At 46.0% G+C, this 13,295-nt stretch carries 14 protein-coding genes and 1 pseudogene; 9 read left to right on the top strand and 6 right to left on the bottom strand.

Annotation, left to right across the window (positions count from 1 at the left end):
* Nucleotides 1–78: 78 nt before the first annotated feature.
* The gene (locus tag ACTHR7_RS04825; protein ID WP_440370412.1) at nucleotides 79–930 is read left to right on the top strand and encodes an MBL fold metallo-hydrolase; all 852 of its coding nucleotides are present in this window, start codon (nucleotides 79–81) and stop codon (nucleotides 928–930) included.
* Between the two features lie 96 nt (nucleotides 931–1,026).
* Here the strand turns inward: ACTHR7_RS04825 and ACTHR7_RS04820 are convergent, their stop codons facing one another.
* A complete protein-coding gene (locus ACTHR7_RS04820) occupies nucleotides 1,027–1,191 on the bottom strand; it encodes a hypothetical protein (RefSeq protein WP_199900775.1) in 165 nt (54 codons plus the stop codon).
* Nucleotides 1,192–1,231: 40 nt separating this feature from the next.
* Here ACTHR7_RS04820 and ACTHR7_RS04815 point away from each other — a divergent pair, with 40 nt between their 5' ends.
* Both ACTHR7_RS04815 and ACTHR7_RS04810 read left to right on the top strand, forming a co-directional pair.
* Nucleotides 1,232–1,690: a LysR substrate-binding domain-containing protein gene (locus ACTHR7_RS04815; RefSeq protein WP_101755435.1), complete on the top strand. Its 459-nt coding sequence runs from the start codon at nucleotides 1,232–1,234 to the stop codon at nucleotides 1,688–1,690.
* Between the two features lie 139 nt (nucleotides 1,691–1,829).
* Complete coding sequence (locus ACTHR7_RS04810; RefSeq protein WP_101755434.1) at nucleotides 1,830–2,408, top strand: NAD(P)H-dependent oxidoreductase; 579 nt, start codon at nucleotides 1,830–1,832, stop codon at nucleotides 2,406–2,408.
* Nucleotides 2,409–2,465: 57 nt separating this feature from the next.
* Here ACTHR7_RS04810 and ACTHR7_RS04805 read toward each other — a convergent pair whose 3' ends face one another.
* From ACTHR7_RS04805 to cah, 5 genes are all read right to left on the bottom strand, one after another.
* A complete protein-coding gene (locus ACTHR7_RS04805) occupies nucleotides 2,466–3,098 on the bottom strand; it encodes a histidine phosphatase family protein (RefSeq protein ID WP_107867366.1) in 633 nt (210 codons plus the stop codon).
* Between the two features lie 91 nt (nucleotides 3,099–3,189).
* Complete coding sequence (locus ACTHR7_RS04800; protein WP_107867365.1) at nucleotides 3,190–5,133, bottom strand: PEP/pyruvate-binding domain-containing protein; 1,944 nt, start codon at nucleotides 5,131–5,133, stop codon at nucleotides 3,190–3,192.
* A gap of 165 nt (nucleotides 5,134–5,298) precedes the next feature.
* Nucleotides 5,299–7,851, bottom strand: coding sequence for a DUF4132 domain-containing protein (locus ACTHR7_RS04795; RefSeq protein ID WP_107867364.1), 2,553 nt, complete (start codon nucleotides 7,849–7,851; stop codon nucleotides 5,299–5,301).
* Between the two features lie 146 nt (nucleotides 7,852–7,997).
* Nucleotides 7,998–8,414 (bottom strand): hypothetical protein, encoded by a 417-nt coding sequence (locus ACTHR7_RS04790; protein ID WP_234395444.1) that lies wholly within the window; start codon nucleotides 8,412–8,414, stop codon nucleotides 7,998–8,000.
* Between the two features lie 333 nt (nucleotides 8,415–8,747).
* Entirely contained in the window at nucleotides 8,748–9,506 is a 759-nt protein-coding gene (gene cah / locus ACTHR7_RS04785; RefSeq protein ID WP_107867362.1) for a carbonic anhydrase, read from the bottom strand.
* A 569-nt stretch (nucleotides 9,507–10,075) separates the two neighbouring features.
* On the opposite strand from cah, the pseudogene ACTHR7_RS04780 reads away from it, so the two are divergent.
* The 6 genes and pseudogenes from ACTHR7_RS04780 to ACTHR7_RS04755 all read left to right on the top strand — a co-directional run.
* Nucleotides 10,076–11,011 (top strand): annotated as a pseudogene (locus tag ACTHR7_RS04780) (hemagglutinin repeat-containing protein); the annotation flags it as partial.
* Complete coding sequence (locus ACTHR7_RS04775) at nucleotides 11,011–11,334, top strand: DUF6572 domain-containing protein (RefSeq protein WP_070815042.1); 324 nt, start codon at nucleotides 11,011–11,013, stop codon at nucleotides 11,332–11,334. The pseudogene ACTHR7_RS04780 and the gene ACTHR7_RS04775, both read left to right, overlap by 1 nt.
* Nucleotides 11,335–11,483: 149 nt before the next feature.
* Nucleotides 11,484–11,639 carry a hypothetical protein gene (locus ACTHR7_RS04770; RefSeq protein ID WP_168167162.1) on the top strand — a complete coding sequence of 52 codons (156 nt, stop codon included), beginning with the start codon at nucleotides 11,484–11,486 and terminating at the stop codon, nucleotides 11,637–11,639.
* A gap of 151 nt (nucleotides 11,640–11,790) precedes the next feature.
* Nucleotides 11,791–12,099, top strand: a complete 309-nt coding sequence (locus ACTHR7_RS04765) for a hypothetical protein (protein ID WP_070585507.1) — start codon at nucleotides 11,791–11,793, stop codon at nucleotides 12,097–12,099.
* Between the two features lie 413 nt (nucleotides 12,100–12,512).
* Complete coding sequence (locus ACTHR7_RS04760; RefSeq protein WP_349267077.1) at nucleotides 12,513–12,662, top strand: hypothetical protein; 150 nt, start codon at nucleotides 12,513–12,515, stop codon at nucleotides 12,660–12,662.
* Complete coding sequence (locus ACTHR7_RS04755) at nucleotides 12,663–13,157, top strand: contact-dependent growth inhibition system immunity protein (protein WP_070585279.1); 495 nt, start codon at nucleotides 12,663–12,665, stop codon at nucleotides 13,155–13,157.
* The last annotated feature ends 138 nt before the right edge of the window (nucleotides 13,158–13,295 follow it).

The following is a 13,295-nucleotide window of genomic DNA, read 5'->3' as shown; positions in this document are numbered from 1 at the left end:
TTATTGGCAATATTGCCTATTTTAGCCGATACACCTGCAGCTTAAAATACGCTCCATGATTTTTTAAGGAGCAACATCATGAAATCCAAGCAATTTATTCTTGCTACTGTTTTGGGTGCGACAGCCTTTTCCTCTTGGGCAGGCGACTCATACCAACATATCCGTAACGCTACCGCCAAAGTTGAATATGCGGGGCAGACGTTTTTGATTGACCCGTTTTTCGCCCCCAAGCATTCCATGAACGGCTTTGCCGGCACTTTCAATAACCAAGCCAAAATGCCGCTGGTCGGGCTGCCGATGAGCGTGAATAAAATTTTGGACGGTGTGGATGCAGTCATCGTTACCCATACCCACGAAGACCATTGGGACGAAACCGCCGCACGTTCCATTCCGAAAAAACTGCCCGTATATGTGCAGCACCAAGCCGACGCGGCAAAAATCCGCAGCCAAGGTTTTACTGATGTACGCGTGTTGAACGGCAGCGCTGTCTTCAACGGCGTAACCATCAGCAAAACCGGCGGCGTACACGGTACAGAAGCCATGTATGCCAACCCTCAGCTAGCCGAAATCTTAGGTGATGCAATGGGTGTGGTATTCCAAAGCAGCGGACATAAAACCGCTTATATTATGGGTGATACTGTGTGGACGGCAGATGTAAACAAAGCATTGAACCGCTACAAACCCGATTATCTGATTATGAACACGGGCTACGCGCTGATTTCAGGCATTTCAGACGGCATTATTATGGGGACGGCTGATGTATTAAAAGCCAGCCAAGTCATGCCTAAAGCCAAAATCATCACCGTACACATGGATACCGTGAATCATACCGCCGTCAGCCGCGCCGATATGCGTAAATTTATACGCGGTCAAGGCATTGAAAGCCGTGTGAACGTTCCGGAAGACGGAGAAATTGTGAAGCTAGATTGATAAACGGCTCATTACCCTAAAGCAGCCTGTACCTTGTTTTCAAAAGTGCAGGTTGTTTTATTTTTTCGCAGCTTTTGTTAAACCGTCTAACCATGCTTAATGGCCGTTTACCATTGGATTTGGCACAGTTTCTGCCAAGCCTTTGGCGAGTTTGCCGATTTGGCTTTCTTCGGTTAATACACGCACGCGGTTGTTAGGCAGGCTTTCTAAAATCCAAGCGCCGAAAATTAAAGTGGTGGTGCTGGCGATTAACGAAAGCATCGTACAAAATCAGCTTGAACAGCAGTAAATTGACTTTGCGGTGGTTACACTAGACTTCCAAGCACAGGATATTCACGCAAAAAATTTGTATGACGAACGCTATATTTGTGCCGTTCGCCACGATCACCCAATAGCCCAACAAACAGAACTTACCCTTGAGCAATTTTGCCAGTTAGAGCAAGCCTTAATTTCCTATCATGGCGGCAGCTTCAGTGGTGTTACCGACCAAGCGCTGCAATCGATGGGGCTACAAAGAAATGTCAACCTATCGGTACAAAACTTTATTGTTTTGCCTGAATTACTAGAACAAAGCGATTTATTGGCAGTCCTGCCTGAACGTTTGATTGGCAACTTGCCCAATCTCAAACGCTTTGAACCCCTTCTTAAAATTCAAGGTTTTACCAAAACACTGATTTGGCACGAACGGACACATAAAGATCCTGCTTATAAATGGATCAGAGAGTTGATAGAAAAGGCTTGTTTGATTGAAGAGGAATAATGAATGCTAATGATAGGTACGAGAAATTTCCCTTTATGGTCTGTAAATAGCGTATAAGCGAATGCACTTTTAAAAGATGCAGTAAAAAGGCATAATTGAAGCCCTCATTTTTCAGAATTATTTGTTGTAGGAGCAGAAGATGAATATTTTATTATTAGACGGTGGTAAAGATTTCGGACATTCACATGGCGAGTTGAACCACACGCTTCATAAAAAAGCGAAAGAAGTTTTGACCGCACTTGGACATGATGTAAAAGAAACCGTGATTGATGCCGGCTATGATGTTGAGGCAGAAATCGAAAAATTCTTATGGATGGATACAGTGATTTGGCAGATGCCAGGCTGGTGGATGCACGAACCTTGGACAGTGAAAAAATACATAGACGAAGTATTAACCGCTGGACACGGCAAGCTTTACCACAGTGATGGTCGCCATCGTGTTAATCCAAGCGAAGGCTATGGCACAGGTGGCTTGTTGCAAGGCAAAAAACACATGCTTTCGCTTACTTGGAATGCCCCGATTGAAGCGTTCACTCGTGAAGGAGACTTCTTTGAAGGAAAAGGCGTGGATGCTTTATACATGCACTTCCACAAACTCAACGAATTCATCGGCTTGACCCGTCTGCCGACATTCTTATGTAACGATGTGATTAAAAATCCACAAGTAGCACGATACTTAGCAGACTACCAAGCACACTTGGAAAAAGTATTTGGTTAATGGCAAAAAAGGTGGGTAAAAATGTCCACCTTTTTTATTATTGATGAATAGTTGTGATCATTGTAAATGAGCCACATCGTTAAGCTGCTCAATATGGAAACCGCTTTCACTATCGTATTTCACAATACTGATCGAAGTATTCAACAATGACACGGATTTACCCTCATCACGATGGTTTTCCCAAGTCGCTCCGCCTAGTAAGGACAATAAGAGACGCAAGGTGTGGCCATGCGATACCACTAAAATATTGGCTCCCGATTGATGTACTTTAATGATATCGTAAAGGGCGGCCATTGTACGTACTGCTAATTGTTCAAAGGTTTCGCCACCATTGCTTAATGCTTTATAAGCTGCCGGGTCATTGGTTAATTGTTTGAATTCGGTTAGCTTCCGCAGATCAGCGATCTGCATACCTTCCCAACTTCCAAAAGATTGCTCATTTAGTCCACAGTGCTGAAAAAGAGGAATAGGACGCTGACCGATAATATGGCCAGCCGTATCAATGGCGCGTTGTAAAATACTGGAATAAGCAGCGGTAAATTCTACTTGTTGTAGCGCCGCCCCGGTTTTCTGAGCTCCTGCAATCCCTTGTTTGGTCAGTGGTGAATTGCCGGATCCCTGCAAAAGCCCTTGTTCGTTCCATTGGGTACGGCCATGGCGAATAAAATAAAAAGTGAGTTGTTTTGACATCATAGTTCCTTGGAGACCTGGAAGTATAGGGTATAACTAACTTATGATGCAAAGGCCGTCTGAAACGATAATTTCAGACGGCCTTTTTACTTTAACGTGTGCCGTTTAGATACGGTCGTGCCTGGAGGATAACAAGCTTACCATTGTCAAACGCCCATTCGATGTCCTGCTCACCATTAGCAAATAGCTGTTTGATTTGTTGGCCGGTTTGGTCAAGGCAACGGATTTGTTCTTGATTCATCACATTGCCATTGGTTACAGGAACTTCCCGTACTCCACCGTTTTTATCCAGTTGCAGCGCTGTGGTTTCATTAGAGGAGCTGAGACGTTGTACAGAATCATTGCGACGGTTATAGACTACCTGTTCGGCTACCCGTTTGCCCTCAACGACACGAATACCCAACCCGTGTTTGGCGGCAATGTAGGCGCTGTTTTTCTGAGCAATATCATAAGGATTGATGGTAACCAGTACGCCGGAGAGATCTGCATTAATGCTTTGTTGCACAAAGACACTCATTTTCACGCTATCGTGAGGCAATCCGGCAATACGGCGGGCTTCGTATGCGCTGTAATTGAAAACGGAGGCCCAAGATTGCTTCACTGCTTCGGCCAACGCGTTTTCATCGGTAACATTTGGCACGGTGGTGTACAGTCCTGCGCCGCTGAAATTGGGCAGGTCTTCGGAATTAGAGGAGCTGCGGACAAACACGCCTTTGCTGTTTAATTGATTGCGCCATTGTTCAACCCATTTGTGTTTCCATTCTGACGGGATTTCGGCATCGGTAATTTTTTTCTGCAGTGTGAGTAAGGCAGTGCGTCGCTTGCGGTTGTCCCCATCACTTTGTGTTTCGATTTGTGCCAGTGTTGTCGCGTTAATACCCAGCCTATCCATCATGGCTTGATAGTAGGCAAACGGAATGCAGAATCCATCAGGTACATTACTGCCTGCAATATGGGCGCGGATATGGCCGAGGTTGGCAGCCTTACTGCCGCAGTAATAGCTGTCATCACGGCGCAGGTTTGCCAAAGCCCGAAGGTTGTAATTGGAAACATCAGGTTGGGGCAGGGTAAGGCCGTCTGAAAAGCTTTTGCTGGTAGTGTTCCGGTTGGTTTGGACAATTCGGTATTGCTTAGCAGTCGCTTCAAATTCAATACGACGGCCAATATATGGGGCTAGGATTTTTTCTGCGTCTTTAAGGTAAATATTGGGAATCCCCCAGCCGCGTGCCAATACATTCACATGGGACAATGCAGTGGATGGTTTCTCACTAATAATCCCCGCCACAGGTGGCAGCTCTAGGGGAACCTCTTTCAAAATAATAATATCGTCGGAGCCGACATTATAAAGATCATCTTCTTTAGCAATAACGCGTAATGTACCTATCGCTTTACCTTGGTTTAGAGGCAGGTAGGGAAAATTTTTAATCAAACTTTCTTGGGTAATAAAAGGAACTTTACTTTGCTCGGCAACGGTTTCCTGCCATAAAGAATTGGTTTTATAACGCAACGGAGCGTAGAAACTGTCTTTCAGACGGCCTGCTGCCAATTTCAATAATTCAGGCGTGATTTTGTCTCCTTCCCAAAACTCATAAACATATTCCTGAGTACTATTCTGCCAACTAATAGTACCAAACAGATAACGCCGGTTGGGACTACGGTATTGTTGATTCAATTCAGTTTTTGACAGCATGGATTTCAAGATAGTAGCTAAATAGCGTTCATGTAGCCGAAATTTGGGAGTATTGATGTAGTCGGTACGGCCATCGTCTTCGCGATCGATGAGGAAAAGGATGTGAGGAATTTCATATTCGCTCCCTTGCTCATAAATACGCGAAAGCAAGTCAAAATCGGCTTGGCTTTTGATTACAGATAATGCAGGAATTTGTGTTTTAACTGGAGTGACTGCAGTTTGACGCTTTTCAGACTCGTAATAAGAAGGCTTACGTGCCGTTGGTGCAGCCGTATCGGCTGTTTCAGCTTCAGGACGGCACGCTGAAAGTAAAAACAATATTGGGAGGTAAAAAGCAGGTTTCATGATGTTGTCGGTTATCTAAATCAGATGAAAAGCAATATATTTATGGTAAAAATATGTATTGTGTTCTTTCCGTAGGTAGGACATGTGCTGCCTACGCGTCTTGTGTTCCCAAACAGCCTGAAACCGCAAGGATGGAGGCATTTGCGTTTTTCAGGCTGTCCCAATTTACCGCTGAATCTGCGAGGTAATCGTGCTGTCGGTAATCTTGTCGTCTTCCGCCAGCAGCATGGCTTTGGAGAGGACGACCGAGAGCGTGTTGTCGCCCTCAAACGGGATAAACAGTTTGTCGGATGCGTCTTTTTTGCGGCTGTCGGGTACAATGCAGAGGTATTGGTCGTCCGGCAGCATCAGGATGTTGCTGCTGCCGATGTGGATTTTGTAGGTACGCAACTTGCCCTGTACGATGAGGAAGTTGCCGTCTATGTGGGCAACCTTGGCGATTTTCAGGCGCGGCAGCAGGGTTTCCAGTACGGCTTTGCGGGTTTTGGCCACTTCGCCCAAATCGCCGAAGGAATAGCTCTGCCAGTAGCTGTAAAAACGTGCCTCTCCGCCGTTATCTTCCCAAGTCGGGTCGTTGCCCACGCTTGCCACGCCGACAAACAAATCCACGTCGCGCAACACTTCGGAAAACACGCGCGGCGGAATATCAATTAAGTCCAGCGCGGTGGCATGGTAATCGTCGTCCAACCGGTGAAAGCGCACTTGGTCGGTACCGACATACTGCCAGATACCGCTTTCTGTCCATGCTTCTTCGCTATCCACCGCGTTTGTCCAAAATTCGGCGCGTAGGTTGTATTCGGGCAAATCCAACGATACGGTTGCGTCGTCGCTACCGTCCCACGCACCGGCCAGCGAGCCCCTCCAGCCGCGTCCTTTGGCAAGCGTCATATATTGGTGTTGTTTCAGGATGTGGGCGGCAAAACGGTTGCTGTATGTTTTGGTGTTGATTTCGGCTTCGGTGAGCAGATAGATTTCACGGTATGCCTGTTTCAGCGGCTGGCGGATTTCTTTGTCCTGCAGCAGTTTGCGCCACCGGGCGATGCTTTGCTGAGTGGCAAGCGCGGGATGCCACAAGCAGACTTGCAGGCAGTCTGAAACATCGGTTTGCGCTCCCGTTTCGTCCCCCCATGTTCCGTCCAACCACAGTGCAGCGTGACCCTGTGTGTCGTTTTCGTCGCGGAAAAATTGCCATATTAGCGGGCGCGTGAGGAAGGACATCAGTCCGTGCTGCCAGTAATACTGTTCGGCGTGTTCCCGTGGCACGCGGTGTTCGGAGCGCATCATCTGGTCCAAGCGGTCGCGTTGGGCGGTGAGCGTGGTGTTGAGGTTTTTTTGTGCGGCTTTAATCTTTTTCAGTTTGTCGGCGTAGTCGGTTTTCACGAAGGCGGGCATGGTTTTCTGCGGCGAACCGTCGGGTTTGAACCAGCGCAGTTCGGATTTTCCTACGCCCGTAACCGCCAGACGGCAGGTGTAGCCGCCGAAGCCGTAGTCGCAGCAGCCTTCCTGCAAGCCAAAATCGTCCACCGCCATGTCTTCGATTTCGTTGCGGGATACGCCTCGCTGCGCAGCGGCTTCGTCCAGATATTTAGCAATCGAGTTTTGCACGTTGCTGAACTTAATCCGCAGGCGCAGGCGCGAAAGGCAGGCGATGCCGTCCAGCCCTTTGGAGCGGAACAGCGCATAGAAGCAGGCGTTGCCCACGGAAGCATAGCGCGCGCCGAGATTGGGGATTTTGTCGTATGAATGCAGCCCAAGTTGGGTAAGGGCGGACAGGGTGGCGCTGTCGTGGAAGTGGCTGCACATCCACACCAGCCCTTTGAGCGCGGTCTGGTTGATGCTGCAAACGGGCAGGACATGAGTGTCGTAGCTGTATGCTCCGTGAGTAACGGTTTCGATCTGCACTTCGCTGCCGCGGACAAATTCTATCCAGCCGTGCAGCATTTTTTTGAACCTGTCCGCACCCAATGTGTCGATCAGCGTTTTGGATTCTTTCAGGTATTTTTCGCTTGGCTTGCCTGCATTGGCGGATAGGGCAAGCGCAATGATTTTGCTCCATATGTCCTGCTGTTCCGGTGGCAGCACGGCAAGTTGCGGATTGGCGTATCGGGCAAACTCGTCGTCTTGGGCGGGAAAACAGGCTTCGGCGGAACCGCCTGCCAGTTCTGCCAGGGCGGCAAGGTTGGCGGTAGCGGCTTTCTTGTCCCATAGGTTTTCCGCAAAGACGCGGTAACGGTCGCAGGCGTTTTTCAGGCCGTCTGAAAGCGTTTTGCTCGGATTGGGAAACTGTTTTTTGATTTGGTTTATCAGATATTTGAGCGGATAGTAATCTGCCTCCTGCTCGGACAGCCCGTTATCGTCCAGCATGGCGGCAAAAATATGCTGCACATCCTGCTCCGTCATCGGCAGCGTTTTACGCGCCAGAGCCATCGCTACCGCTACACGGATGGTGCCGTAATTGCGTATCCTGTCCTCGCCCATATTTTTAAAAATTTTATTCCGTCCCCAGCCGCGTATCAAATCAATGCAGTGGATTAGGAAATCGACACGGTATTCGGGCGCGGCTTTCTCCACTTCGGCAAAACTGGGACAGAGTTTCAGGCTTATCGTGTCGTATTCGTGTGAACGGTTTTGGAGCCATTCCTTTTCCAGTGCGTTGAGAAGCTGATTGAACTTGGCACGGCGGCTGTCGGAAATCTGTATGGTTTGGTTTTGGGTCATAGGACTTTCTTTACGTATCAATGTGTTGGTTATTTCGCTGCAAAGGTGGATAACGTCGGTAAGCGTTTTCTTGTCCGCACTATTCAGGCTGTATGGAGCATCTTCTACAAAGGTGAGGTAGCGTTGCGCGGCGGTTTTCAGGCTGCTTATCCGCCCACCAGCGGCGTGAGTTTGATGAAATTGACGACCAGCCCGTCATGCAGGCACACCATATCGTCCAGCGTTTCCAGTTGGCGATTGTCGGCAAGGATGAAAAACGAATTTTGCTCAAAAGCTTTCAAAGCGACGGCGATTTGCTTTTCCACGTCCACAGGTTGTGGGTGCGTGCCTTTTTTGCCGTGCGTTTCCCGAATCACGATGTCGCCGCGATCGGTGGGGATAATGAGGTTGTGGCGCAGCAGGGCATCGGCGGCACGGTTGTTGTAGGCGTCAACTTCCTGTCGCACGCGTTCGGCAATCAACTCCGCCGCGCTGATGTGATTGGTTCTAAATTTTAAAAACAGCTTGTGCAGCACTTTGCCGGCGAGGTTTTGGTCTTGGATCGTGATGGTAGCAGCGATCATGGATGACTCCTCCAAACAGAAAATAGACAAATCATACTGTTTTTTGATCGTTTCAGACAGGCTGAAAACAAAGCAGCCTTCACATTGATAGATGCGAGTGCAGGCTGCTCTTTACATTTTAGTTCTGTAGGAACTTTGTGAGACCTTTGCAAAATTCCCCAAATCCCCTAAATGTCTTCATGGGAATTTAGGGGATTTTGCAAAGGTCTCGGCTTGAGTTGAAACCCAAGCCGATGACTTTGTTCCAGAAATATTGTGATGAAGAGCGAAAAAGGTCGTCTGAAAAACCAAATTTAGGTTTTCAGACGACCTTTTCATTTACGGCTTTACTGTTTATTCGATGACAACGCGCGCGTTAAGCGGCTGGATGGGGCGGTTGTTATGCGAGCCGATGGCGCGGGTGAATTTTTCTGCCTGCGCCTGATCGATGTGGTCGTAGGTTTTCAACAGCAGCCATGATACGCCTTCGCTGCACGGCGGCGTGGTCAGCGAACCGGCAAAGCGGTAGTATTTCAGTCGTTTCGGCAGCAGGGTGCTGGCGTCGAAAGCTTTGTCGAGGTTTACCTTTCCTTCCTTCATCGGCATCACGTTCCATATCGGAGCCAGGCGGTCGTTGGTTTTGCCAGGTTCGTACAATACTGCCAATACCAAAGGCTGGCGGTTTTCGTCTAAGTGGACGAAGTGGGCTTCCATCGGGAAGGTGCGGCCTTTGATTTGGTTTTCACTGGGTACGTGGAAATGGAATTGTTTCAGGGTGTAGGTACGTCCGTTCACGCTGAGGGTATTGCCGCCTTCCGGGTAGTTGACTTGGATGGTGTGGCCGTTGTTTTCCACGTTAACCGCGCTCGGCTTGTAATCGACTTTGATGGCGGGCAGTCTGCCGGAGACGGTTTCGGTAATGTTGACGGGGGATTGGTTTTTGCCTGTAGAGCATAAACGGAACTCTTCAGAAAGCTCACCCCAGCTTTCGGGGGAGTCGTGTCCGGTGTAACCCCAATGTGTGTGGTTTCCGTGTGCAGCTGCGGAGAATGCCGCGAAGGTGGACAGCAGGAAGACAGTCAGACGAGGCAACGTACGGGTCAAGCAGGGCATTGCAATATCCTTTCTATAAGGAGGAGGGAAAAAAGCATTGCGGTGTGCATGTGGGATATTGTTATTTTTTATTAAACCATAGCCACATTAAATCGTCAGGTCAAGCCTTCTTTGGGTAATTAATTTAAGGCTATGAAGTTAAAGCGAATTCATTTTTTTCCAAACGATATTGTCGTTTTAGGAATGGATAATAATTTGAAATAGAAAACTTCCGTTTTTCACACCTTAAAAATTTAAGGAAGCCGACTCATGAAAAAGGTCGTCTGAAAACGTCAATTTAGGAGGTTTTCAGACGACCTTTTTGCCTTGCCTGCCAAGGGTTATTTATGCAGAACGCATTTTTTGCTGCCCTTGCTTTCCCACCACTAGCAAGCCGTAGCCCATATGAAACCTAAACTCAACAAGGATGTGTGAGAAACGCACGTATGCGGTTCTCAAGGTTTGAGCTAAGAGGCCGTCTGAAACAATAAATACGGTTTCAGACGGCCTTTCTTTCGACAAGTTGCCACAGCAATCAGAAAAAGTAGCCTGCATCACCTTATGTACTGAAACCGCCCAATCAAACTCAGTTCGACAAATATGCCAATGATCTCAAGCGCGAAGTCGAAAAACGCGAAGGCAGAAAAATCAGCAGTCAAGAAGCGGCAATGAGAATCCGCAGGCAGATACTGCGCTGGGTGGATAAAGGTTCCCAAGACGGCTATACCGACCAAACGGTTATTTCCACAATCGGCATGAAAGGCGAAGACAAAGCCTTGGGTTATACTTGGGACTACCGCAACTACGGCGCAAGAAATCCGCAAGCCTACAACGATCCGAAGCTGTTTGAGGAATACCGCCGACAGGACAAACCCGAATACCGCAACCTGACCTGGTTGCACAGCGGGACGAAAGACACCAAAATCAGGCAGGAAGAGCGGAAAAACGAAGAGCTTGCGCTGAACGTTGCCGACTGGCTGATGAGCTTTGTCAACCCCAATCCGAGGATAAAAGCCCCGATTATTGTGGGCGTTGGCAACCTGAAAAACATCAAGCCGACCGTTACCGGCAGCGATCCCTTATTGGCGGGTGCGGGGAATATCCGTATCCCTGCAAACGGCAATGTTGCGAAGGGGGACAGGATTCCGGATACGGCATTGGCTAGCAAGGGAATCAAACATAAAAATCGTAAAGATCAACTGGAAAAAAATAAAAAATCTGGTGAGGATTTTGAGATGGAAATTTATCAGAAGAAAGTTAAACAAGGCTTTAAACCGCAAAGACAGATTACAGTTAAAACAAAAAGTGGTGTAAAAACTAGGCTTGATATTATTTCGAAAGAAGGTGGTCTTGATGTTTGTACAGAATGTAAGGCTTCAATAACTGCGCCACTTACCAAAAATCAGAAAAAAGCTTTTCCTGAAATTGAAAGAACGGGAGCAACAGTGGTCGGTAAGGGAAAACCGGGCTATCCAAAGGGGACCAAAATTGAACCTACTAAAGTTATCATTGAAAGGAAAAGATAATGTCTATTTTGGAAGAGAATGTAATTGATTCAGCCTCTATTGAAAATGGAATACTCATATTAACTATTTCTGATCATTTAAAATGGGATAACGAGCATTTGTTTTTGTTGCAAGAAAAAATAAATTCATATATTCAATATATTGAATCAGGTCAAGTTTTTGAAGATTTTGGAGAAAGTAGCTATGAGACTATTGAAATACAACTTATATATAAATATAAACCAAATGGAAATTATATAAAATTTTTATATCGCCTAGAAGATGCTTTATTAAAACTTAAATTACAGTTTTCCCATGGAACTATCTCATATTTTTATAGTTGAAAAGTAAAGACTCTCTTTATCACTTCGAACCCGAGAAAGCCATAACTTATATAAACCTTAAAATCAAAAAGAAGTAAGTCGTAACAATCGGCGTCATATTTCTTACGTCATACTTATACTGAAATATATAAACCAAAGGAATTTATGCTATGGTTGAGAAAGCAATTACACTGAATATTGAAGAAATTTTTTATGAGCCTGGAAAAATAAAATTTAGATATAGTCGTTATCTGTCTGCCGATGGAACAAAATGGATAAGACATGGTTTGTTCTATGCATCTTACGAAAATGGTAATATTGTTTAGGCAAAAAATTATGAATTTTTTTTATTTTAGTTCAAAAAAAATAGAAAATTGTGGAAATATTATCTCATCAAATCTGAATCGAAAACAAGTTCGTGCAATATTTAATTCTGATGTACAAGAAATTTATAAGTCATCATACTCTCGAATTCCTATGGATGTTTTTCCCGAATTGAATATCCATTGTTTTTATGATGATAAAAATCAGCTTCAAGCGATAGAGATATTTGAACCAAATAAGTTTTTTTTAGAAGATATTTCTTTTAATTGGCTTGGGAAAATTAATGATGAAATAATAAGCTATCTTTATAAGAGTGGAATTAATGATTTTGAAATTGATGATTTGGGTATTAGGCTTCTTAATATTCCTGTTTCAACTATAATCAATTCAATAGGTAAAGTAGAATGTTGTTATTTAGATTTTTCAAATAGAGACACAAAATTTTATGTAAAACAAGTGTAGGTTGAGGTCAAGACCCAATCTACGCTTACTCCGGTATCAGCGTCTCCATCATCTACGACGAACAAAAAATCCGCCATCTGACCAAGTAAACGCCTACCTTGCCGAAAACCAAAGCCGCTACGACACCTGGAAAGAAGACGGCATAGCAAGCCGTAGCCCATATAAAACTTAAACTCAATAAGTAGTATGTGTGCGGAACGCACATATGCAGTTCTCAAGGTTTGAGCCAAGAGGCCGTCTGAAACAATAAATACGTTTCAGACGGCCTTTCTTCCAACAAGCCATCACAGCAATCAGACAAAAGCAACCCGCCGCCACACCCATATCGGCAGCCCGGCCGGCAAAACCACCATCCGAAGCGGTGTAGATACAACTCTAAAACGGCAAATTTTGAACGTCATAGCCTTTTGGGTATGACATTAAGGGCCGACATGATCAAACAGCGCGAAATCCATCTGGCCATACCCGCACAAACTAATAAAGAGCAAAGATTGCAGTTACAACGTGTGATAGAGTATGGCAAAAGTCAAAACATTACAGTCAAAATTACGGAGATCGAATAAATGACTTTCAATCAAGAACAAGATTATTGGGCTGGCTATAAGGCAAATGAAAGAGCCTTGATTATTCAAACATGGTCAGGATTTGGGCGATATGCTCCAGACCACCTATATCCCCCCCATATCCTGCCATTGGATACCGACAATGGAACTTTAGGCACGACGGTCTTGCAAGCGTTGACAAACAGCAGGACTTTCGTTTATGACAGTCCAGAAGACCAAGATTTTTTTGATACCGAAAAATTTCGGCAACGCTATGAGGATTGGGTTGCCAACCTATGCGGGAACTTGGGCTATAAAACCAGACGCGCCCTATTTAAAAACATGATGAGCGTGGATATTTGGCTGCACAACGGCTGCCTGAAAATCAGCCCGAGCCGCCATGTCAAGCTGGAAGCGTGGGATGCCATTGATGCAGACAATGTAATTTTATCATTGGATAACAGTCCTGAAGAAATCGGAGCAGGTTTAAAGTTGGCATTGAGCCGCTGCCGATAATATTTGACAAAAGGTCGTCTGAAAGCTGGAAACTTTTTTCAGACGATCTTTTTTATCACACTCAAGGCCAGCGTGCGTACCGCACACACCTTACCTGCATAGATTTAATGCGGGCTACGGCTTGCTTGGAAGGATACG

The organism is Neisseria sp. P0007.S010, assembly GCF_051962875.1.
GTDB classification, from domain to species: Bacteria; Pseudomonadota; Gammaproteobacteria; order Burkholderiales; family Neisseriaceae; genus Neisseria; species Neisseria subflava_A.
This window is presented reverse-complemented; position numbering and strand designations above follow the sequence as displayed.

What these genes read in the sequence shown, in the direction of transcription:
- ACTHR7_RS04760 (WP_349267077.1), top strand. Translation starts at nt 12,513, where the DNA reads ATGACATTAAGGGCCGACATGATCAAACAGCGCGAAATCCATCTGGCC.
- ACTHR7_RS04770 (WP_168167162.1), top strand. Translation starts at nt 11,484, where the DNA reads ATGGTTGAGAAAGCAATTACACTGAATATTGAAGAAATTTTTTATGAG.
- ACTHR7_RS04790 (WP_234395444.1), bottom strand. Translation starts at nt 8,414, where the DNA reads ATGATCGCTGCTACCATCACGATCCAAGACCAAAACCTCGCCGGCAAA.
- ACTHR7_RS04825 (WP_440370412.1), top strand. Translation starts at nt 79, where the DNA reads ATGAAATCCAAGCAATTTATTCTTGCTACTGTTTTGGGTGCGACAGCC.
- ACTHR7_RS04800 (WP_107867365.1), bottom strand. Translation starts at nt 5,133, where the DNA reads ATGAAACCTGCTTTTTACCTCCCAATATTGTTTTTACTTTCAGCGTGC.
- ACTHR7_RS04755 (WP_070585279.1), top strand. Translation starts at nt 12,663, where the DNA reads ATGACTTTCAATCAAGAACAAGATTATTGGGCTGGCTATAAGGCAAAT.
- ACTHR7_RS04775 (WP_070815042.1), top strand. Translation starts at nt 11,011, where the DNA reads ATGTCTATTTTGGAAGAGAATGTAATTGATTCAGCCTCTATTGAAAAT.
- cah (WP_107867362.1), bottom strand. Translation starts at nt 9,506, where the DNA reads ATGCCCTGCTTGACCCGTACGTTGCCTCGTCTGACTGTCTTCCTGCTG.
- ACTHR7_RS04765 (WP_070585507.1), top strand. Translation starts at nt 11,791, where the DNA reads ATGGATGTTTTTCCCGAATTGAATATCCATTGTTTTTATGATGATAAA.
- ACTHR7_RS04805 (WP_107867366.1), bottom strand. Translation starts at nt 3,098, where the DNA reads ATGTCAAAACAACTCACTTTTTATTTTATTCGCCATGGCCGTACCCAA.
- ACTHR7_RS04820 (WP_199900775.1), bottom strand. Translation starts at nt 1,191, where the DNA reads ATGCTTTCGTTAATCGCCAGCACCACCACTTTAATTTTCGGCGCTTGG.
- ACTHR7_RS04795 (WP_107867364.1), bottom strand. Translation starts at nt 7,851, where the DNA reads ATGACCCAAAACCAAACCATACAGATTTCCGACAGCCGCCGTGCCAAG.
- ACTHR7_RS04810 (WP_101755434.1), top strand. Translation starts at nt 1,830, where the DNA reads ATGAATATTTTATTATTAGACGGTGGTAAAGATTTCGGACATTCACAT.